The organism is Agromyces sp. NPDC055661 (assembly GCF_053618135.1).
This window is the reverse complement of record NZ_JBSHHC010000001.1, coordinates 550842-572401: the sequence shown is the minus strand read 5'-3', so window position 1 is coordinate 572401 and position 21560 is coordinate 550842. Positions and strand designations below refer to the sequence as shown.

The 21560-nt window shown below is 71.8% G+C and carries 18 protein-coding genes; 11 read left to right on the top strand and 7 right to left on the bottom strand.

All coding sequences use genetic code 11. The features are described from left to right. Window positions 1–15: 15 nt before the first annotated feature. The 7 genes from ACWGO8_RS02615 to ACWGO8_RS02585 all read left to right on the top strand — a co-directional run bounded on the left by ACWGO8_RS02615 (window position 16) and on the right by ACWGO8_RS02585 (window position 8667). Entirely contained in the window at window positions 16–2121 is a 2106-nt protein-coding gene (locus ACWGO8_RS02615; RefSeq protein ID WP_452041582.1) for an intein-containing Rv2578c family radical SAM protein, read from the top strand. A gap of 150 nt (window positions 2122–2271) precedes the next feature. Continuing rightward, window positions 2272–3510, top strand: a complete 1239-nt coding sequence (locus tag ACWGO8_RS02610; RefSeq protein WP_452041581.1) for a sensor histidine kinase — start codon at window positions 2272–2274, stop codon at window positions 3508–3510. Between the two features lie 5 nt (window positions 3511–3515). Then, window positions 3516–4646 carry a hypothetical protein gene (locus ACWGO8_RS02605; protein WP_452041580.1) on the top strand — a complete coding sequence of 377 codons (1131 nt, stop codon included), beginning with the start codon at window positions 3516–3518 and terminating at the stop codon, window positions 4644–4646. After that, the gene (locus ACWGO8_RS02600; RefSeq protein WP_452041579.1) at window positions 4633–5334 is read left to right on the top strand and encodes a response regulator transcription factor; all 702 of its coding nucleotides are present in this window, start codon (window positions 4633–4635) and stop codon (window positions 5332–5334) included. Before ACWGO8_RS02605 ends, ACWGO8_RS02600 begins: the two co-directional genes overlap by 14 nt. Beyond that, on the top strand, window positions 5335–5976 hold the full coding sequence (locus tag ACWGO8_RS02595; protein WP_452041578.1) for a thymidine kinase: 642 nt from the start codon (window positions 5335–5337) through the stop codon (window positions 5974–5976). It begins immediately after the preceding gene. A gap of 10 nt (window positions 5977–5986) precedes the next feature. After that, complete coding sequence (locus tag ACWGO8_RS02590; RefSeq protein ID WP_452041577.1) at window positions 5987–7072, top strand: heparan-alpha-glucosaminide N-acetyltransferase domain-containing protein; 1086 nt, start codon at window positions 5987–5989, stop codon at window positions 7070–7072. A 119-nt stretch (window positions 7073–7191) separates the two neighbouring features. After that, window positions 7192–8667, top strand: a complete 1476-nt coding sequence (locus tag ACWGO8_RS02585; protein ID WP_452041576.1) for a sugar transferase — start codon at window positions 7192–7194, stop codon at window positions 8665–8667. Between the two features lie 29 nt (window positions 8668–8696). On the opposite strand, the gene ACWGO8_RS02580 is transcribed toward ACWGO8_RS02585, so the two are convergent. Then, the gene (locus ACWGO8_RS02580; RefSeq protein ID WP_452041575.1) at window positions 8697–9137 is read right to left on the bottom strand and encodes a VanZ family protein; all 441 of its coding nucleotides are present in this window, start codon (window positions 9135–9137) and stop codon (window positions 8697–8699) included. Between the two features lie 89 nt (window positions 9138–9226). Here ACWGO8_RS02580 and ACWGO8_RS02575 point away from each other — a divergent pair, with 89 nt between their 5' ends. Beyond that, the gene (locus tag ACWGO8_RS02575) at window positions 9227–11041 is read left to right on the top strand and encodes a DUF4012 domain-containing protein (RefSeq protein WP_452041574.1); all 1815 of its coding nucleotides are present in this window, start codon (window positions 9227–9229) and stop codon (window positions 11039–11041) included. 27 nt (window positions 11042–11068) lie between these two features. On the opposite strand, the gene ACWGO8_RS02570 is transcribed toward ACWGO8_RS02575, so the two are convergent. Next, a complete protein-coding gene (locus tag ACWGO8_RS02570) occupies window positions 11069–11518 on the bottom strand; it encodes a VanZ family protein (protein WP_452041573.1) in 450 nt (149 codons plus the stop codon). A gap of 56 nt (window positions 11519–11574) precedes the next feature. On the opposite strand from ACWGO8_RS02570, the gene ACWGO8_RS02565 reads away from it, so the two are divergent. After that, complete coding sequence (locus tag ACWGO8_RS02565) at window positions 11575–12876, top strand: UDP-glucose dehydrogenase family protein (protein ID WP_452041572.1); 1302 nt, start codon at window positions 11575–11577, stop codon at window positions 12874–12876. A gap of 2 nt (window positions 12877–12878) precedes the next feature. Beyond that, on the top strand, window positions 12879–14708 hold the full coding sequence (locus ACWGO8_RS02560; protein WP_452041571.1) for a glycoside hydrolase family 15 protein: 1830 nt from the start codon (window positions 12879–12881) through the stop codon (window positions 14706–14708). Here ACWGO8_RS02560 and ACWGO8_RS02555 read toward each other — a convergent pair. Then, window positions 14605–15195: a VanZ family protein gene (locus ACWGO8_RS02555; protein WP_452041570.1), complete on the bottom strand. Its 591-nt coding sequence runs from the start codon at window positions 15193–15195 to the stop codon at window positions 14605–14607. The genes ACWGO8_RS02560 and ACWGO8_RS02555 overlap by 104 nt on opposite strands. A gap of 245 nt (window positions 15196–15440) precedes the next feature. On the opposite strand from ACWGO8_RS02555, the gene ACWGO8_RS02550 reads away from it, so the two are divergent. After that, window positions 15441–16697, top strand: coding sequence for a hypothetical protein (locus ACWGO8_RS02550; RefSeq protein ID WP_452041569.1), 1257 nt, complete (start codon window positions 15441–15443; stop codon window positions 16695–16697). 58 nt (window positions 16698–16755) lie between these two features. On the opposite strand, the gene ACWGO8_RS02545 is transcribed toward ACWGO8_RS02550, so the two are convergent. The 4 genes from ACWGO8_RS02545 to ACWGO8_RS02530 all read right to left on the bottom strand — a co-directional run bounded on the left by ACWGO8_RS02545 (window position 16756) and on the right by ACWGO8_RS02530 (window position 21559). Further along, a complete protein-coding gene (locus tag ACWGO8_RS02545; RefSeq protein WP_452041568.1) occupies window positions 16756–18057 on the bottom strand; it encodes a UDP-glucose dehydrogenase family protein in 1302 nt (433 codons plus the stop codon). Between the two features lie 76 nt (window positions 18058–18133). Next, window positions 18134–19846 (bottom strand): S8 family serine peptidase, encoded by a 1713-nt coding sequence (locus ACWGO8_RS02540; RefSeq protein ID WP_452041567.1) that lies wholly within the window; start codon window positions 19844–19846, stop codon window positions 18134–18136. 16 nt (window positions 19847–19862) lie between these two features. Further along, window positions 19863–20969, bottom strand: a complete 1107-nt coding sequence (locus ACWGO8_RS02535; protein WP_452041566.1) for a glycosyltransferase — start codon at window positions 20967–20969, stop codon at window positions 19863–19865. Beyond that, window positions 20966–21559 (bottom strand): acyltransferase, encoded by a 594-nt coding sequence (locus ACWGO8_RS02530; protein WP_452041565.1) that lies wholly within the window; start codon window positions 21557–21559, stop codon window positions 20966–20968. Before ACWGO8_RS02530 ends, ACWGO8_RS02535 begins: the two co-directional genes overlap by 4 nt. Window position 21560: the final 1 nt, after the last annotated feature.

Genomic DNA, 21560 nt, shown 5'->3' with positions numbered 1-21560 from the left:
TGTTCGAATATCGGTATGCGGTGGAGCGGTCAGGAACTCGGCGTCGAGCAGGCCGGCACCCTCCCCGGGCTGGCGAAGCTCAACAACCTGGTGCGCTCGGTGCAGACGCCCGAGTTCGCCGGCGTGACCTTCCACGAGGTGCTCGCGAAGTCGGCGCTCAACAAGGTGCCGGGGCCATCGCCGATGCCGTTCGGGTGGACCATCAACCCGTACCGGGGATGTTCGCATGCCTGCCTGTACTGCCTGGACCCGGCGACCGGCATCACCATGGCCGACGGGCGCGTACGGCGACTCTCGGAGGTCGAAGTCGGTCAGGAAGTGCTGGGAACGCAGACCGAGGGCGGCATGCGACGCTACGTCGCATCGAAGGTCGTCGCCAAGTGGTCGACCCGCAAGCGTGCCTATCGCGTACGCCTGGCCGACGGCACCGAGCTCATCGCGAGCGGCGACCACCGCTTCCTGACCGAGCGCGGGTGGAAGCACGTCGTCGGAGCGATGTCGGGAGCCGGTCGGCGACCGTACCTGACCACTGGTAACTCGCTCATCGGGTTCGGGAACCGCGGGGCCGAACCCGCGCCCTCGGTCGTCAATGACGAGTATCGCCGTGGCTATCTGACCGGTATGATCCGCGGCGACGGAATGATGCTCCGCAGGCGATACCCGAGGACGAGGGGTGGCAGCTATGTCGCGAGTCGGTTCAGGCTTGCGCTGGCCGACACCGAGGCCCTGGACCGCACCAGCGAGTACCTTCGCCACTTCGGCACGGACACCCAACGGTTCGCATTCAGTTCTCCGACCGAGCGTCGACGTGAGATGCATGCCATCCGAACCAACCGGGCGTCGGCCTACGACGCCATCGCGCGGCTCATCCGATGGCCCGACCCTCGCTCGACCGACTGGCAGGCCGGCTTCCTGGGGGGCGTGTTCGACGCCGAGGGTTCATGCTCGAGGGGCGTGCTGCGGATCAGCAACAGCGACGAGGAGATCCTGTCCTCGGTCCAGTCGGCGCTTACGACCTTCGAGGTCGCCCACGTCAGGGAGGCAGCAGCGGCGAACGGGGTCGCCAATATCCGCGTGACGGGCGGCCTGGCAACACGGCGTGCGTTCTTCAATGTGTCGCAACCGGCGATCTCGAGGAAGCTCACGATGATCGGTTCGACCGTCAAGACCATCTCGGACCTTCGCGTCGTCGCAATCGACGACCTCGGATACGAGATCGACATGATCGATATCACCACCACGACCGGCGACTTCATCGCCAACGGCGTGGTCAGCCACAATTGCTTCGCCCGGCCGACGCACACGTACCTCGACCTCGACGCCGGCGATGACTTCGACCGGCAGATCATCGTGAAGGTCAACGTGGCCGACGTGCTGCGCACCGAGCTCGCACGCCCGTCGTGGCGCAACGAGCCGGTCGCGCTCGGCACGAACACCGATCCGTACCAGCGTGCGGAGGGGCGGTACTCCCTGATGCCCGGCATCATCGAGGCGCTCACGACGAGTGGCACGCCGTTCAGCATCCTCACCAAGGGCACTCTGCTGCGGCGCGACCTGCCCCTGTTGGCGGATGCCGCGACGCACGTGCCCGTCGACCTGGCGATGTCGATCGCGGTCTACGACCACGACCTCCAGCAGTCGGTCGAACCCGGGACGCCGTCGACCAAGGCGCGCCTCGCGACCGTGACCGCGGTGCGCGAGGCGGGGCTCGACTGCACCGTGTTCATGATGCCGATCCTCCCGTACCTCACCGACACGCGCGCCCACCTCGACGAGGCGCTCCGCCAGGCCAAGGCGGCCGGGGCGACCGCCGTCATCTACGGCGCCCTGCACCTGAAGCCGGGCGTCAAGCCGTGGTTCATGCAGTGGCTCGAGCGCGAGCATCCAGATCTGGTGCCCAAGTACCGCTCGATGTACTACGGCAACGTGACGTACGCCCCGAAGGACTACCGGCGATGGCTGGGCGAGCGGATCCATCCGCTGATCAGGGCGCACGGCCTGCAACGCGGCCGCGAGGACGTGGTCACCGGCGGGGTGCAGTCGACTGCTCGGTTCTCGCCGAAGGGGGCGCCGCCGTTCGATGCGCTCGCGCCATCGCTCGACCCGGCCGCGCTGTTCTAGGCGCCGCAGTCGGGCATGTTCGCGGCGCGGCGTGGTCGGCTCGCCCGCGAACCACTGGACGAGCGACAGCGGCGCCCGCACGGGAACTGCGATAATCCGCAGAAGGCCGCCGCGAAAACCCGATCGCAGCGTCCCGAGCGGAGGACTTCGATGACCTTGGGGTTGCCGGGCCACCTCGCGCGCGATTCGCTCAGTCGCGCGCTCGCCCATGCGGGCCACTGCGCCGCGTGGGTGTGCCTCGGCCTCGGCGTCGTCGTCGGCGCCATCGGAGCGACGGCCGCCGGCGACCCCGTCGGCTGGACCGGCGCCGCGCTGTGCGCCCTCATGGCGCTCACCTTGCTGCTCGTCGCGCGCCGCCCGACCGTGACCTCGACCCTGCTGTACCTCGTGGTCGGCACCGGCACGGTGCTCGCGCTCACCATCATCGTCATGGACCCGACCTACCGGTTCGAGACCACGAACAACGTCGCCCTCGCGGTGCCGCGCGTCGCGCTCGTGCTCGTCGGCGGGGCCGGCGCGGGCTCGGTGCTCGGCATCACCTGGGCCGCGCTCGGCTACGGGCTCGGCGAGGCCGCGACCTTCCTCGGCGCCGCGCTCGCCGGCGCCGCCTGGTCGCCCAACATCGCCGCGGCCACCGCCTTCGGCATCGTGGTCGTCGTGCGCACGTTCGACGGTCTCAGCCGTCGCTCCGACTCCCGGCGCGAGACCGGGCTGCACCGCGCGAGCCAGCAGACCCGCGAACTCGCGATCCGGCACGACTACGAGCTCCGCGCCACCGCGCGCCTGCACGACACCGCGCTCAGCCACCTCGTGGCGATCGCCGCCGCGGGCTCGGGCCCCGTCGACGAGCGCCTGCGCGACGGCATCCGCCAGGACCTCGGCCTGATCGTCGGCCGCGACTGGGCGATCGACCACGGCCACGGCATCTTCGCCGACGAGCGGGCCGGGACGATGCGGCGCGCGGATGCCCCGGCGAACCGGGGCGGCTCGGGCTCGGATGACGCGCCCACCCTCGAGAACGCCTTCGCCGCCGCCGCGAACGCCGGACTCGACGTGCGCATGACCGGCGACCTCGCCGTGCTCGGGCTGCTCGGCCCTGCTCGCGCGGCCGCACTCGACGCCGCCGTCGCCCAGTGCCTCATCAACGTGGCACGGCACGCCGACGTCGACGAGGCCGAGCTCGCCCTCGGCTACGCCGGCGGCGAGGTGACCGTCGCCGTGATGGACAGCGGGGTGGGCTTCGACGAGAGCGAGGTGCCCGAGGACCGCATCGGCCTGCGCACCTCGATCCGCGCCCGCATCGAGCAGGAGGGCGGCACGGTCCGGCTCTGGTCGACGAAGGGCGTCGGCACCACGATCGTGCTCACCGTGCCGGAGGGCGGGGGATGAGCCGCATGCGCCTCACGCAGCAGGAGGCGGATCCCATCGGCGGCATCACGGCCGCACCCATCGTCGCGATCGGCGCCGTCCTCGCATTGGCGGTGTCGATCGGGCTCACGGTCGCGCACTGGCACGAGGTCGGCTCCCCGGTCGCGGCCGTGCTCGGCATCGTCCTCGTCGGCACGGCCGGGCTCACCGCGGCGGTCTCCGCGGCGCCGCAGTTCGCGCCGTTCACGGTCGACCGTCTCTGGCTCGTCGTCGCGCTCGCGGTGGGCGCCGCGATCGCGGAGTACGTGTCGACGATCGGCAACGACCGCTACCTCTACGACGACTACGGGCCCATCGTCATCGGCATGCTGATCCTCTCGGTCGCGCCGTACTGCACGTGGATCTCGCTGCTGCTCGCCGGTCTCCTCGCGGCCGCCGTCCTGTCGATCCTCGTGGTCGGCTCCGCGACGGCGACGATGAACACCGTGCCGATCGGTGCGCTCATCGCGGTGAACTCGGCGGCGGTGCTCGCGATGTCCGCCGCGGCCGCGGGCTACTCCTACGCCATCGTCGACGAGACCCTCGCGTGGCAGCGCGAGGCGAACCGCGCGGCGCTCCGGCGCGACGCGGAGCTCCGGGCGGGCATCGCACGGTCGGTGCAGCAGAGCCGCATCTCGGTGCTCGGGCGGGAGGTGCTGCCGTTCCTGGCGGGCGTGATGACGGCCGACCGCATCACCGTGGCCGACGCCGATCGGGCGCGGGAGCTCGCGGAGGCGCTGCGCCGGGCGCTGAAGGCGGGCATCGAGGCGACCTGGCTCGACGACCTCGCCGCGACCGTCCGCGCGTCGCGCGACATCCCGGTCATCGTGGACGACCCCGAGGGTGCCGCCGGAGATCTCGACGAGGACCAGCGCTCGGCCCTGACGGCACTCATCTCGTGGCTCGGCGATGGCGGCCGGTCCTCGGCCATCCGGGTGACGATCGCCGTCGACCCGACCCGACGTCGCATCGGCATCGAGGCCGACCCCGGCGCCGATCCGCCCAGCCGCCGCGACCTCGACCGCTTCGCCGCCGTTGCCCGTGCGGTGTCGATGCGAGCGGAAGTCGACGTGACGCGAGAGAATGTCAGTGTGGAGTTGAGTCATGTCATCGAGTGAGCCCGGCAGCACGACGGTCCCGAGCGAGTCCGTGCCGAGCGCGCCGGTGCGTCTCGCGCTCCTCGACGACCACGGCCTCATCGTCGACAGCCTCGCCAACTGGTTCACCGACAACGCGCCCGACTTCACCGTCGTGGTGCGCGCCACCAACTGGATGGACCTCATCCGCAACCCCGAGTTCCCGGTCGACCTCGTGCTCATGGACCTGCAGCTCGCCGACAACGTGTCCATCGAGTCCCGCATCCGGGCCTGCCGTGCCGCCGGCGCGAAGGTGCTCGTGGTGAGCGCACTCGACGACGAGGCATCCCGCGAACGCTGCATCTCGGCCGGCGCCGCCGGGTTCGTCTCCAAGACGCTGCCCGCCGAGGAACTCGCCGAGCTCGCACGCCGGGTGGCGCGCGGCGAGCGGCTCCGACGTGGATCCACCGGCCGGGCGATCGACGCGACCGAGTCCACGTCGACCGAGGATGCCGACTCCGCGCACCTCAGCCCCGCCGAGGAACGGGCGCTGCGGCTGTACGCCCAGGGCTACAGCACGATCGAGGTCGCCGAGCGGATGGACGTCGGCTACGAGACGGCGAAGACGTACCTGCGGCGTGTCCGCGAGAAGTACGCCCGCGCCGGGCGCCCGGCGAGCCGGAAGTCCGAGCTGATCCGCCGTGCGGCGGAGGACGGGCTGCTCGAGTAGATGGCGAAGCTGTACTTCCGCTATGGGGCGATGAACTCCGGCAAGTCCACGGCGTTGCTCCAGGCGGCGTTCAACTACGAGGAGCGCGGCCACCAGGTGCTCCTGGCGAAGCCCGCGATCGACACCAAGGGCGACCGCGACATCGTGTCGCGGCTGGGCGTCGTGCGCGAGGTCGACTTCACGATCGCGCCCGACGCCGACGTGCTCGACGCGTTCCAGCACCACCGCACGGGCGTCATCGAAGAGCACGGCCGTGACGTGAGCTGCCTGCTGATCGACGAGGCGCAGTTCCTGAACTCCGACCAGGTCGACGACCTGCTGCGCATCGCCCTCATGGACGACATCCCCGTGCTCGCCTACGGCATCCGCACCGACTTCCAGACGGTCGCGTTCCCGGGCAGTAGGCGCCTCCTCGAGATCGCGCACAGCCTTGAGGAGCTGAAGACGATCTGCCGGTGCGGTCGCAAGGCCATCTTCAACGCGCGCCGTGTCGCGGGCCGGTTCGTGTTCGACGGCGACCAGGTCGCGATCGACACGTCGACGGAGCTCGGTGCGGGCGGCGTCCGGGAAGTCGCGTACGAGTCGCTGTGCGGGGTCTGCTACCTCGAGGAGAGCGGTGGCGTCCTGAACGGCCGTCACTGAGCGTGGCGTCATGACCGACGTCGCCCCGCGGATGCCACGACGCGTCGACGGCGTCGACGCCGCCCGGGGGCTGGCGCTCATCGGCATGTTCGTGGCGCACGTCTCGCCCGCGGTCGAGTCGCTGCAGGCGGCCGAGTTCATCGCGCTCGCCGACGAACGGCCGCGCCTGCTCTTCGCGCTGACGGCCGGCATCGGCCTCGGCTTCATCTCGGGCGGGACGCGTCCGATCGTCGAGGGGCGGCCCGAGCTGCGCCGGCAGATCGCGATCAGGGCCGTCATCCTCATCGCGCTCGGATTCGTCATCTGGGCCACGCTGAGCCCGCTCGTGTTCATCATCCTCGACGTCTACGGCGTCGCGTTCCTGCTCATGCTCCCGCTGCTGTTCATCCGGCCCGGTGCCGCACTGGGGCTCGGCGCCGGCCTGCTCGCGGTGACGCCGGCCCTCGCGGAGCTCGGCGAGCGCACGGAGTTCGTCGCCATGGTGCGCGAGACCCCGTTCAAGTTCCTCTCGGACTGGGTCGTCGGCGGCGCGTATCCCGTCATCGTCTGGGTGCCCGTGATGCTCATCGGGCTCGCGCTCGCGCGAATGGACCTGGGCTCGCCACGGGTGGTCGGCCTCGTCGCGCTCTGGGGGACACTCGCGGCATCCGTGTTCCTGCCGCTCTCGACGCTGCTGCCCGATCCCGAGGTCGCGGCCGAGGCGGGATGGTCGGTGCCGTTGCGCGCGTCGCTGGAGACGCTCGGGAACGTCGGGGTGGGCCTGCTCGTCGTCGCGGCGATGCTCGCGCTGCTCGCGCTCGCGCGGCCGGGCGTGCGCCGTGTGGCCGGGACGGTCCTCTCGCCGGTCGTCGCGATGGGCTTCATGCCGCTCAGCATCTACACGCTGCACCTCGTGGTCATCTCGCTCGCGAAGCGGCGCGAGAACGGCTTCCTGACCGACGATTCGTGGCTCCTGGTCATCGGCCTCGTGGTCGGATCGATGCTGTTCGCGTGGCTCTGGCGGCGGTATCTCGGGCGCGGTCCGCTCGAGCGCGCGCTCCGCTGGGCGAGCGGTCGCGACCGCGCCGAAGTCGATCAGTCCCCACTTCGGGGGTGACTTGCAGACCAGTCCTCTCTTTGGGGGACCCGAACGGGTAATCTGAGCCATGCTCGCCGCCCGAACGGTGGGGCCCGCCCTTCCGTGCACCCGAGGCCGAGGGCGGCATGGAGGGGGACATGACTCTGACCCGGCAGACGTCGCTGGATTCACCGGCGGCCGTCGTCTCCGCCTGGCAGCGCGCCTACGCGCAGCGTCTCTTCATCACCGACCTGATCGTGATCCTGGTCTCGGTCTACGGATCGCAGTTCATCCGGTTCGGCACCGCCGGCGACGTGCTGAGCATCCCCGGCTGGGAGGGCGGGGCCTACGAGCTCAGCTACACGCTCGTCTCGGCCATCCTCGTGCTCGGCTGGTTCGTCTCGCTCGCCCTCTTCGCGACGCGCGACCACAACATCATCGGCGCCGGCACGGGCGAGTACAAGCGCATCACCGACGCCACCATCCGCGTCTTCGCGGTGCTCGCCATCGGCGCGTTCCTGCTGCAGTCCGAGGTCGGACGCGGGTACCTCCTCGTGGCGCTGCCACTCGGGCTCGCGCTCCTCCTGCTCGCCCGGTGGTCCTGGCGCAAGTGGCTGCTGCGTCGCCGCGCGGCCGGCGACTTCTCGCACCGCGCCATCCTCATGGGCGAGCGCGGCAAGTCGGTGCATGTCGCCGAGCAGATCGCGCGCGAGGGCGCCACGGGCATCGTCATCGTCGGCGCCCTGACCGAGCGCGGCTCCGCGGAGCAGGACCTCGCCCCCGGCATCCCGGTGCTCGGCGACTACACGAGCCTCTCGCGGGTGCTCGAGGAGGCACGCGCCGACACGGTCGTCTTCACCGGCGCCGACACGATCGACCCGCGCGGCATGCGCCAGATCGGCTGGGCCCTCGAGGCCACGTCGACGAACCTCATCGTGGCCCCGGCGCTGACGGATGTCGCCGGCCCCCGCATCCACGCGCGACCCGTCGCCGGACTGCCGCTCATCCAGGTCGACTACCCCGAGTTCGAGGGTCGCAAGTACGCGGCGAAGCGCGCGTTCGACCTCGTCGTGTCGTTCCTCGCGCTCGTGGTGCTGAGCCCGCTCTTCCTCGTGCTCGCGCTGCTCGTGCGCAACGACAGCCCCGGTCCGGCGTTCTTCACGCAGGAGCGGGTCGGGCTCAACGGGCGGCGCTTCCACATGCTGAAGTTCCGGTCGATGGTCGTCGACGCCGAGAAGCGGCTGCCCACCCTGCTCGACCGCACCGACGGCAACGGCGTGCTCTTCAAGCTCCGGTCCGACCCCCGGGTGACCCGCGTGGGCGCGGTGCTGCGCCGCTACAGCCTCGACGAGCTCCCGCAGCTCGTGAACGTACTGAAGGGCGACATGTCGCTGGTCGGGCCGCGCCCGCCGCTCGCGGCCGAGGTCGAGCGCTACGACGAGTGGACGCGACGTCGCCTGCTCGTGCGCCCCGGCATCACCGGGCTGTGGCAGACGCAGGGACGGTCAAACCTCTCGTGGGAGGACAGCGTGCGCCTCGACCTGTACTACGTCGAGAACTGGTCGCTCACGGGCGACATCATCATCCTGTACCGCACCGTCCGCTCGGTCGCTCGGGCCGAGGGCGCGTACTGACCAATGTCTCGGCGACCGGTTCGCCGATCTCAGCCTCGACCGCGTCTCCGGCTCCGAGCGAGCACGAGGCCGAGGGCGGTGCCGGTCGTGTTGGCGACGACGTCCGACACGCTCGAGACCCGCGAGGGGATGGTCAGTTGCACGAGCTCGATGCCGATGCTCAGCGCGAGTCCGACGAGCACCACCGTCCACCAGCGGACGCCGGGGAACGCGAGCACGAGGAGCACGCCGAAGGGCGTGAACAGCACGACGTTCGCCAGGAACTCCAGCACGACGGCCGCGGGCTCACGCGGGATGCCGACCGTCGCGAGGGCCTCCGCGAGCCAGCCCACGATCCCCGTGACCCGGCCGGCCTCGCGCGCCGGGAGGAACACGACGAACCCCAGGAGCACGAGGTAGGGCACGAGCACGATCCGCGCGCCCACCACGCGCCGCGAGGTCCGCGGCGGTTCGATCGCGTCGGGGTCCACCCGGTCAGGCTAGCGGCCCGCGATCTGGGGGATGTCGCAGCCCGGACGCGAGATCGTTTCGAGACCTTCCACGTCTATGCTGGTGCCTCGTGACGGAACCCGAGCTGTCCGGCGCCGAGGAGCGCCCGAACCCCCGTCGCGGTGCGCCGAAGCGCCGACGCCGGTGGATCGTGCACGTCATCGTGTGGCCGCTGCTCGCGCTCGTCATCATCGGCGGCGGGTTCGCCGCCTGGTCGCTGTACGACGACGCGATGTCGGTGCGCGCAGACCTCGAGGACGCCAGCGCATCGGTGGGCGAGTTCCAGACCGCCGCCACCGAGCGACGCCTGGCCGACCTGCCCGCGATCGCGCAGGAGCTCGAGGCCTCCGCGCAGTCGGCCGTCGAGCCGACGGCGCAGCCGCTGTGGCGCATGGGCGAGCTCATCCCGGTCGTGGGCGAGAACTTCCGCGCCGTGCGCATCATCGCCGAGGGCGTGAACGACATCTCGACCGAGGTCGTCACCCCCGCATCCACGCTCGCCGGCTCCTTCGCGCTGACCCGCGACCCCGCGACCGGCGGCTTCGACCTCGCGCCGCTGCGTGAGGCCACCGAAATCGCGACGACGGCCGACGCGCTCATCACCGACCTGCACGACGAGGTGCAGTCGATCGACACGAGCGCCACCATCGGCCAGGTCGGCGACGCCGTGAACCGCTTCGACGACATGCTGGGCACGGCCGAGGACGCGATCCCGCAGCTCAACGGCGCGCTGGCCGGCGTGGGCGCGCTGCTCGGCATCGACGGACCGAAGACCGTGGTGCTCGCCTTCCTCAACAACGCCGAGGCGGCGGCGCTCGGGGGCGGCCCCGCCGCCCAGACGCTCCTCCGCGTGGACAACGGCAAGATCGACATCGCCGAGCAGGTCTCGAGCTCGGACTTCCCGATCGGCGTGCCCATCGACCTCGCCGTCGACGACAGCGCGAAGCAGCTCTACGACTCGATCTTCCTCGACAACATGAATGCCGCGACCAGCCGGCCCGACTTCCCGACCGCCGCCGCGATCATCTCGGCGAACTGGCAGCGCACGAAGGGCATCACGCCCGACGTCGTCGCCTCGGTCGACCCGATCGCGCTGTCGCGCCTGCTGCAGGTCACGGGCCCCGTGACGATGCCTGACGGCGAGCAGCTCACGAGCGAGAACGTGGTCTCGAAGCTCCTCAACGAGGCGTACTTCCGGTACCCCGAGGGCGGTGCGGAGTCCGATGCGTACTTCGCCGGCGCGGCATCCGCCGTCTTCGCGCGCATCATGTCGGCCGAGTACGACATCTGGGCCATGGCCGACGCGGTCATCGACGCCGCCAACCGCGGGTCGCTCATGATGTGGAGCGCCGACCCCGCGACGCAGGAGCTCTTCGACGGAACGCGGCTCCAGGGCGTGCTGCCGCAGACGAACGAGGGCGCCACCGTGCTCGGCGTCTACTATCGCGACCGATCCTCGTCGAAGATCGACTACTACCTGCGCACCGAGGCGACGGTCACCACGAACACGTGCAACCCCGATGCCCCGACCTGGACGGTCGAGACGCGCCTGCGCTTCGAGATCCCCGACATCGAGCTCCCGCCCTACGTCGACAGCTCGTTCTACGACCACTACATCACCGAGGTCTTCCTCTACGGGCCGGTGGGGGCGTCGACCGTCTCGGTCGAGGTGCCCGAGCCCGGACGGGAGACGACCACCGGTCCGTCGGTCGTCGACCTCGGCCGGCCGGCCGAGAAGTTCACGGTCCACCTCGACAACGGGCAGACGGCACTCGTGCGGGCGACCTTCCAGGGCGTCCCCGGCGACTACGGTCCCACCGAGGTGCGCACGACGCCGATGATCAATACGACGATCGTCTCGACGAACGAGGCGACCTGCGGCTGAGCCCGAGCGGATGCCGCGACGGCGCGCTCACGCGAGGTCGGGGCGCTCCCGGGCCGGTGGCGCACCGAGCGCCCAGAAGCCGATGACGGCGCCCACCAGCACGCCGAGCTCGTTGAGGAGGAGGTCGACGTCCGAGGTGACGTGATCGCGCTGCACGAGAAGCGGCGCGTACTCGACCGCCGCGCCGAGCAGGAGAACGACGAGCACGGCCAGCCACGCCAGTCGACGGCCGACGGCCACGACCGCGAGGATCCCGATCGGGATGAACAGCACGCTGTGCGACGCGTATTCCACGAACTCGTAGTCGAACCAGCCGGGGAGACGCCCCTCCCGCTGCACGGTCGCGATCAGCCCACGGAGCCAGGGCGTGATCCCGCTGTCGATCGGGCGTGGCACCAGCAGGAGGAACACCGCGAGCGCGGCGTAGGCCGCGAGCACGATCGCGGCCCACCCGCGCGCTCGTGCGGAGACGGCCATCTCCCCAGCCTGCCAGAATGGACAGGGCGCGGTCCGCGCCGCCCGGAAGGAGACGCATGCGAATCTCGGTGATCGGCTGCGGGTACCTGGGCGCCGTGCACGCGTCGGCGATGGCCGAGCTCGGCCACGAGGTGGTCGGCATCGACGTCGACGAGCGGAAGATCGCGGCCCTCCGCGCCGGCCGGCCGCCGTTCTTCGAGCCCGGGCTGCCCGAGATCCTCACCTCGGCGACGGCGACCGGTCGGCTGCGGTTCAGCACCGACATCGCGGATGCCGCGGGCGCCGAGGTGCACTTCCTCGCGGTCGGCACCCCGCAGACCGTCGGCGGCACGTCCGCGGACCTGCGCTACGTCGACGCGGCCTTCGAGGGCCTGCTGCCGCACCTGGCCGACGGATCCCTCCTCGTGGGCAAGAGCACCGTCCCCGTCGGCACGGCGGCCCGGCTCGCCGCGCGGCTCGCGGAGGAGGCCCCGCATGCGAGCCTGGCGTGGAACCCCGAGTTCCTGCGCGAGGGCTTCGCCGTGAAGGACACCCTCGAGCCCGATCGGCTCGTCTACGGCGTCGACGACGAGCGCGCGGCATCCGTGCTCGACCATGTCTACCGCGCCGCGATCGAGGCCGGCACGCCGCGCATCGTGACGGACTACGCGACCGCCGAGCTCGTGAAGGTCGCGGCCAACGCGTTCCTCGCGACGAAGATCTCGTTCATCAACGCGATGTCCGAGATCGCCGACGCGACCGGCGCCGACGTCACGGCGCTCGCCGACGCGATCGGCCACGACGCGCGCATCGGGCGGCGATTCCTCAACGCGGGCGTCGGCTTCGGCGGCGGATGCCTCCCGAAGGACATCAGGGCGTTCACCGCGCGCGCCGAGGAGCTCGGCCGCGGCGAGTCGGTCGCGTTCCTCAAGGAGGTCGACGCGATCAACCTGCGTCAGCGCCAGCGGGTCGTCGACCTCGCCGTCGACGTCCTCGGCGGCTCGGTGTTCCGCAAGAAGATCGCCGTGCTCGGCGTGACGTTCAAGCCCGATTCCGACGACGTGCGCGACTCGCCGGCGCTCGACGTCGCCGTGCAGCTGCTTGGTCTCGGCGCCGAGGTCGTCGCGACCGACCCCGAAGGCGTCGAGAACGCCCGGATGCGGCATCCGCAGCTCGACTTCACCACCTCGACGCGCGAGGCGCTCACGGGCGCCGATCTCGTCGTGCTCGTCACCGAGTGGCGCGAGTACCGAGCCCTCGACCCGGTGGAGACCGGTCGGCTGGTCGCCGAGCGCCGGATCATCGACGGGCGCAACGTGCTCGACCTCGACGCCTGGCGGGCGGCGGGCTGGCAGGTGCGCGGACTCGGCCGGCCCTGACCATGCCGATGCCGATCGAGGAGTACGCCGCCATCGGCGACTGCCGCACGGTCGCGCTCGTCGGCTCCGACGGTTCCATCGACTGGCTCTGCGCGCCGCGCTTCGACTCGGGGTCGGTGTTCGGAGCGATCCTCGGCGACCCCGAGCAGGGCCGGTGGAGCCTCCGGCCCGCGGATGCCGCGGCGACCGCGTCGCGAGCCTACGAGACCGACACCTTCACGCTCGTGACCCGCTGGGCGACGGGCGACGGCGAGGTCGAGGTCGTCGACTTCATGCCCATGGGCGGCTCCGACGAGCGCTGCGACGTCATCCGTCGGGTGCGCGGCATCCGGGGACGCGTGAGCATGGAGCAGGAGCTGCGCGTGCGGTTCGACTACGCCGCGACCCTGCCCTGGATGCGGCAGCTGGGCACGGATGCCGCGCCCGCCGTCTGCGGCGTCGCGGGACCCGATGCGCTGGTGGTGCACGGCCCGCGGCTCACGCGAAGCGACCATCGCCACATCGGCGCGTTCGAGGTGGCCGAGGGGGAGACGGTCGACCTCCAGCTGTCGTGGTTCGCCGCGCATCGCCCGATGCCCGAGCCGCTCGACGTCGCCACGACCCTGGCCACCACGGCGGCGTGGTGGCAGGACTGGGTCAGCACCGCGGTGCCGCCGGGCGCGTACGACGAGGCGGTTCGGCGCTCGCTGCTCGTGCTGCGGCTCCTGACCCACGAGGACACCGGGGGCGTGGTCGCCGCCGCGACGACCAGCCTGCCCGAGGACTTCGGCGGCGCGCGCAACTGGGACTACCGGTACGTGTGGCTGCGCGACGCGGCCCTCACGCTCGAGGCGCTCATGCACCACGGCTTCACGCACGAGGCGCAGGCGTGGCGGCAGTGGCTGCTGCGGGCGATCGCGGGGGACCCGGCCGACGTGCAGATCATGTACGGCGTCGCCGGCGAGCGACGGCTGCCCGAGTGGGAGGCGGGGAAGCTGCCGGGCTACGAGGGCAGCGCGCCGGTGCGGATCGGCAACGCGGCATCCGCCCAGTACCAGGCCGACATCTTCGGCGAGGTGCTCATCGCGCTCGACGCCGCGCGCCACGTCGGCCTCGACGACGACGACTTCTCATGGTCGCTGCAGGTCGCCCTGCTCGGCGAGGCGCAGCAGCACCTCGACCGTCCCGACTCGGGGATCTGGGAGATCCGCGGCCCCGAACGACATTTCACGCACTCACGGGCGATGCTCTGGGCGGCGTTCGACCGGGCGATCTGCGCGGTGGACTACGACGGCCGGCACGGACCGGTCGACGAGTGGCGCCGAGTTCGTACCGGCTTGGCCGACCGCATCGAGCGGGGCGGCTTCGACGCGTCGATCGGCAGCTACGTGCAGTACGAGGGCACCACGGAGGTCGATGCGGCGCTCCTGCAGCTCGCGCAGGTCGGCTACGTCGCCTACGACGACCCGCGGATGCTCGGCACGGTCGCCCGCATCGAGGCGTCGCTGCTGCGCGACGGGCTGCTGCGCCGCTACCGCACCGAGGCCGATGTCGACGGCGTCCCGGGCGACGAGAACGCGTTCCTCGCCTGCTCGTTCTGGCTGGTCGAGCAGTACGCCCACACCGACCGGATCGACGAGGCCGTCGCGCTGATGGACCGCCTGCTGACGTTCCGCAGCGAGCTCGGGCTGCTGGCCGAGCAGGCGGATCCGCTCTCGGGGCGGCAGGCGGGCAACACGCCGCAGGCCCTCACGCACCTCGCGCTGGTGCGCGCGGCCGACGCGATCGCGCACGCCCGGGGGATGGCGGCGCCGGGCGCGAGCCGGAGCGTCGCGCGGAGCTGCCGGCGCTGAGCGCTCGCAGGACGAGCACCGTCGCGAGTGCGCCCAGCGCGGACCCGAGCGTGTTGGCGACCACGTCGCGGGCGTCGGTCGTGCGCTCGTCGGTCAGCACCCGCTGACCCAGCTCGGCGACGATGCTGACGCCCGCGCCGATGAGCGCTGCGGATGCTGCGCGCACGAGTCGGGGCGTGCCCGCCGCCGCCGCCCACAGCACCCCGAGCGGGACGAACAGCGCCGTGTTCGCGGCGAACTCCACCCACGGGTAGCTCGCCCAGGCCGGGACACCGAGGGCGGCGAGGGCGTCGAGCACCGGATCGAAGCGCACGAAGCCGCCCTCGCCGTCGACGTGCGATGGCCAGAACAGCACGATCGCGAGCGCCACGGCGTACGCCGCGGCGACCGCCGCCAGCATGCGACGGCGACGGAGGAGCGATCGCCCCTCCGCCTCGGCCACGACGTGCGGATCCCCCGGCGCCGATCGACGATCGAGCGCGTCCATCCGGGAAGGCTAGCCGTGCGACGTTCCATCGAGGTTTCGTCGAGGCATCCGTCCGGTTGCGTCTGCTCGCCTGCGTCGGCTCGCCCGCCGGTGAGGTCGTCAAGTCGTCTCGCGATCGTAATGCGGGGTTAACGGTTTCCGGATAGCGTCGAAACGTCGCACCGGGGGGCTGCGCGCGACCTCGCACGTCCCTCCGCGTCCAGGGGAGGCGCGGCGACCGGATCGCGTACGAGCGGAGGACGCCCATGCAGCACCGGATCTCACGACGAACCCTCATCACCGCGGCGGCGCTGATCGCCCCCGCCGCGCTGCTCCCGAACCTGCCTCCCGATCCCGCGGCGCCGCTGTTCAAGCGCGACGCCGCACGGGGCGCGCGCGCAGGCGACGGCACGACCGTCACGGCGGCGTCGTCCACCGTGCGCTCGTACGGCCCGAACGGCACGCACTGGCCGGCCGACACGCCCTGGTTCGACGCGAGCTTCGGCAGGGTCATCGACGTGGCGTGCACGTGGGACGCGATCGGCAAGGCGATCGGCTCGGTGACCGACGCGCAGATCGCGTCGGGCGTGCACATCCGCGTCGCCCCGGGCACCCTGCCGGGCTTCGGATCGTCGTCGGGTTCGAAGCCCGCGCTGCAGGGCGTCGGCCGCGGCACCGCGACGAAGAACATCCTGGTGTCGCCCAAGAACGGCTGGGGCACGGTCACGATCGCCGACGACGTGCGCATCCGCTCGGTGAAGGGCGTGACGTTCGCCCGCATCAACGGGCGGTCGATCCTGCTCACCGACAGCTCCGGCACGAACTGGGCGCAGTCGAAGGTGACCGTGAACTTCCGCATGACCGCCTCGAGCGGCATCGTGCGCGACTGCAACGCCTACGAGGTCGTGATGCCCGACGCCAAGGTCGACATCAGCGACCCGTTCGGGTACGCCGCGGGCAGCAACTCGATGATCACGGACTCGGTGTGGGAGGGCTGCTACTGCGCGCCCGTGTTCCGGCCCGCCGGGGCATCCGATCACATCGACACCCTGCAGATGTACGGGAACGGCGCCTACCGGGGCCTCACGATCCGGGACTCGCTCCTCTTCGGCTCGCTGAACAGCGCGCTCCAGCTCGGCGGGCCCAAGCCCGAGGATCCCGAGCTCGGCACGCCGTTCCTGACGCTCGACCACTCGATCCTCACCGCGCAGGTGATCGCCATGCAGGCGCGCTACCCGCTCCCGAACGGCGCGTACGCGCCCACGCTCGGGCAGGCGATCAACGGCAGCGGCGAGTCCAACCAGCTGTTCGCGAAGGACTCGTACGTGTTCGGCTCGATGTACACGACCAAGTGGGGCCGGGTCGAGAACAGCTTCACGGCCTACAACAAGGCGCCGGCGAACAACCCGGCCGTCTCGGGCGGGTGGGTGTACGACCCGGCCATGGCGACGGTGAATGCGAGCTGGTTCGACACGCGGTCGCCGAAGCCGACGGACGACTACCTGGCCTCGATCTGGAGCTGAGGCGCGGGCGGGCGCGGCCGGTGGCCCGGCCGGCGCCTCCGCCGGAACGGCGGCCGGCTCAGCCGCGTCCCATCCCGACGTAGCGCCAGCCGGCCGCCTTCCACGCGGCCGCGTCGAGCGTGTTCCGGCCGTCGATGACGGTCGAGCCTCGCGCGATCTCCTTCACGTGCGCCGGGTCGAGTCCGACGTACTCCGGCCACTCGGTCACGAGCACGACGAGGTCGGCGTGCCGCAGGGCCTCGTCGGTCACGTTCGAGTACAGCAGCTGCGGATGCCGCGCGCGGGCGTTGTCGATGCCCTCGGGGTCGGTGACCACGACGTCGGCTCCGAGGCCCTTGAGCTGCACGGCCACGTCGAGCGCGGGCGAGTCGCGCACGTCGTCGGAGTGCGGCTTGAACGTGACGCCGAGCACCGCGATCTTGCGGCCGAACACGGCGCCGCCCAGCGCCTCCTGCGCGAGCTCGACGACACGCCGCCGGCGACGGAGGTTGATCGCGTCGACCTCCTTGAGGAACGCGACCGACTCGCCGCGGCCGAGCTCCTCGGCGCGCGCCGTGAACGCGCGGATGTCCTTGGGGAGGCAGCCGCCGCCGAAGCCGACGCCCGCGTTGAGGAACCGACGTCCGATGCGCGCGTCGTGGCCGATCGCGTCGGCCAGCCGGGTCACGTCGGCGCCCGTCGCCTCGGCGATCTCGGCCATCGCGTTGATGAACGAGATCTTCGTGGCGAGGAACGCGTTGGCCGCGACCTTCACGAGCTCGGCCGTCGCGTAGTCGGTCACGATGCGCGGCGTGCCGGCGGCGATCGCCGTGGCGTACACCTCGTCGAGCACCGCGGCGTCGCGTTCGTCGTCGACGCCGTAGACGAGCCGGTCGGGCTCGATGGTGTCCTTCACGGCGAAGCCCTCGCGCAGGAACTCGGGGTTCCACGCGAGCCGGGCGCCGCTGCCGCCCGACGCGATCCGCTCGGCGAGGCGGCGGGCCGTGCCGACGGGCACGGTGCTCTTGCCGACCACGAGGTCGCCGGCCTTCAGCAGCGGGAGGAGACCGTCGATCGCGGCATCCACGAATCGCAGGTCGGCCGCGTTCCCGTCGCGGGACTGCGGCGTGCCGACGGCCACGAAGTGCACGACCGCGTCCGCGGCATCCGCGAGGTCGGTCGTGAAGCGCAGCCGGCCGGACGCGCCGGCCGACGCGAGCACCTCGGGCAGTCCGGGCTCGAAGAACGGCGCGCGTCCGGCCCGCAACTGCTCGATCTTGACGGGGTCGACGTCGACGCCGACGACCTCGTGGCCGAGCTCGGCCATGGCCGCGGCATGCACGGCCCCCAGGTAGCCGCATCCGATGATGGACAGCTTCATGCGCGATTCCTCTCGTTGCAGGGACGGAGTGGGGTGCGTCGTCGCAGTGGTGGGACGGGCGGACACGTGCGCCGGGTCAGTTGCGCACCGTCACGGTGATCGTGGCGCTCGTGCCCTGGTTGCCGCTCGGGTCCTTCGCCTTCGCCTGCACCGGATACGACCCGTTCGGGTAGCGCCGCGCGTCGAAGACGGCGCGCCAGCTGCCGTCGGCCTGCTTCGCCGCGTTGCCGAGCTTCGTCGAGCCCGAGAAGAGCTCGACGGATGCCACGCCCGACGCGTCGGTCGCCGTGATCCGCACCTCGACCGACGAACCCGAGACCGTCGCGCCCGACGCGGGCGACGTGATCGCGACGGCGGGAGCCGTCGTGTCGGGGGTCGGCGTCGGTGTCGGGGTCGGCGTCGGGGTCGGGGTCGGCGTCGGGGTCGGGGTCGGCGTGGGGGTCGGGGTCGGCGTGGGCGTCGGGGTCGGCGACGGCGTCGTGTCCGTCGGGATCGTCGACACGAGGTGGCCGTAGTACCGCCCGGCGATCGGCCGCGTCGGGTCGCCGGCGAACACGTGTCCACGCGCGGCCGCAGCGGCGCCCTGCGCCCGGATGATGGAGATCACCTCGGTCGTCGACCGGCCGGCGCACGGGCCGTAGGCGTGGCATCCGAGCACGACGCCCGAGGCCGCCGCGGTGGCCATGCTCGTGCCGCTCGCGATGTAGCCGTATCGGTTGCCCTTCTTCGTCGTGTACGGGCAGGCGCCGGGTGCGGCGACGGTGTGCGCCTGGTCGGCCGCGCTCACGGCGAAGTTCGACTTCGCGACCGCGGTGTCGTCCGCGGTCGTGTCGCCGCACGGCGAGGCCGCCCGTCCGCCGGGCGCGCCGTCGTAGTCGGCCATGTTCGTGACGGCCAGCACCTCGTCGTAGTTCGCGGGCGACGTCGTGGCGAGATCCTTGCCCGAGTTGCCGGCCCCGGCGACGACGAGGACGCCGTCGCGCGCGAGCGAGCAGATCGCCTGGTGCACGGTGTCGCCGTTCGAGAGACCGCAGTTCCCGTCGTCGGCGCCGGGGTACGAGATGCTCATGTTCACGACGGCGAGGTCGTAGCGGTCGGCGTTCTGCGACACCCACTCGAGCCCGCACATGAGGCTCTGGATGGTGCCGAGCAGCTTGTCGTCGAGCACGCGGGCCGAGTAGATCGGCACCCCGGGCGCGATGCCGAGGATGCCGCGGTCGTCGTCGATCGCCCCGATCGTGCCCGAGACGCCCGTGCCATGGCCGTTGCCGTCGGCCTCCGTCCCCGTCGCGAGGCAGTTGACCGCCACGGCCCGCCTGAGGTCCTCGTGCACGCTCACCCCGGAGTCGAGCACGGCGACGTTCGGACCGGGCCAGGTCCGGCCCGACCCGGCGCGGACCGGCGGCTCGTCGGCCCCCACGGCGCCGACCGCGGGCGGCACCGTCTCCGCGAGGGCGACGACGGGCTTCTCGGGCAGGATGCCCAGGACGCCGGGAGCCGAGTCGAGGCTCGTCGCCTGCTCCGACGTGAGCTTCGCGGTGAAGCCCGAGATGACGGCGTCGTAGGTCCGGCTCGGCTCGACGTCGAACGCGTCGATCGCGGCGCGGCTCGCCGCGTCATCCGTGAAGCTCAGGGTGTAGGTGCCCGCCGGCAGCGGGTCGGCGGCCACGGCCGGAGCCACGACGAGCGACCCGACGAGCGCGGCCGCGGCCAGCGCGATGCCGGCCGCGATCGCGCGGCGGCGGTGTCCGATGGTTCGCCGGATGCCCCGGCGCTCGTCGGTGTGCATGGTGATCTCCCCCTGATCAGCTGCGTGCGGTCTCGTGGACGGCGACGGCCGCCGGCGCCGCGTGCTCACCGCGGACCTGCCGGTAGAACCCCGCCGTGTCCTCGGCGATGCCGTCCCAGTCGAGCCGGTCGAGCGGCGCGCGCACCGTCCGGGCGACCCCCGTCGCCCATTCCACGCTCGCCGCCAGCTCGGCGTCGTCGAACTCCCCGGCGAAGCAGCGCACCCACTCGGAGCCGACCGTGTCCTGCAGCTCGCGCATCGCGCCGAGCGCGGGCACCACCACCGGGCGGTCGGCCGAGAGCGCGAGCACCGCCGAGCCGGAGTTCTGGATCGCCCGGTAGGGGAGTACGACGAGATCGGCCGCCCGCAGCCAGGTCGCGATCGCCTCGTCGGACTGGAACGCGAGGTCGAGCACGATCCGCGGGTCGTCGGACGCGGCCGCACGGATCTCCTCCGCGAGCGCCGGGCTCGCCGGCTTCCCGGCCACCGCGAGCACGAGGTCGGCGTCGCCCGCCACGACCGTGCGCACGAGCGCGGGGATGTTCTTGTACTCCCGGATCATGCCCACCGACACCACGAGTGTCGCCTCGGGCCGGATGCCCAGGCGCGCACGCGCCTCGCTCCTCGTCGCGCCGAAGTCGTAGTCGTCGCGGTAGTGCCCGTGCGGCGTGACCGCGGCGGGCACCGCTGCGAGCTCCGGGAACGCGTCCCTGGCCGCGTCGAGGCCGCGTTCGGTGAGCGACAGCAGGCCGTCGACCTCCTCGACGAGCAGGCGGCCATGCATCGCGCGCAGTGCGGGCGTCGCCCGCCGCTCGTGCGACGCCACGTTGTGCACGGTCCACACGAGCTTCGTCCGATTGCGCAGGCGCGCCACGCGGAGCCCGGCGCGGAACAGGAGCATCCGGGCGAGCACGCGCCACGCGCGGCCCGTGAGGAACGTGAGCTCGGGCCAGTGCAGGTGCACGACGTCGACGCGTCGCGTGAACAGGCGCAGGTAGGACAGGTCGCGGACGCGGCATCCGTGCGCCGCCATGGTGGTGTACAGCCGCGCGTTGTAGGGGTTCGCGTGCGCCGTGCGGAACGCGGGCTCAGCCTCGACGACGAGCGGCCGGTCGCCGCTCATGCGGCCGCCTCCGGCGAGTCGTCGGCAGCCGGCTCGGGCGACGGTCCTGTCGTCCGCTCAGGCGCCGCCGTCGGCCGGACGCCGATGACCTTCGCCGGCACGCCGCCCGCGATGCACAGCGCCGGGAGGTCCTTCGTGACCACCGCACCGGCCGCGACGACGGCGCCCTCGCCGATGGTGACGCCCGCGAGCACGACGACGTTCGCGCCGAGCCACGCGCCGTCCCCGATCACGATGTCGCGCTCGTCCTTCGGCTGGTCCATGATCGCGACGTCGCCCTGCACGATCCCGTAGTTCGAGGCCGTCACGGTGACGTTCGGCGCGAACAGGCACTTCTCGCCGATGATGATGCGGCCCGTGTTGTTCCCGGCCCACAGCACCGAGTGCTCCCCGATGTGCGAACCCGCGCCGATCGAGATGCGCTCCGCGTTGCGGAACGACACGTTGGGCGCCATCGAGACGCCGTCTCCGAGGTCGAGGCGGCGCACCTGGCGCACGTGCGAGTAGCTCGTGAAGTGCGCGAGCCGCAGCGCGTGCAGGTACGTGCGGAGGTCGAGCAGGGACCTGGCCGGTCCCGACAGCCGGGACATC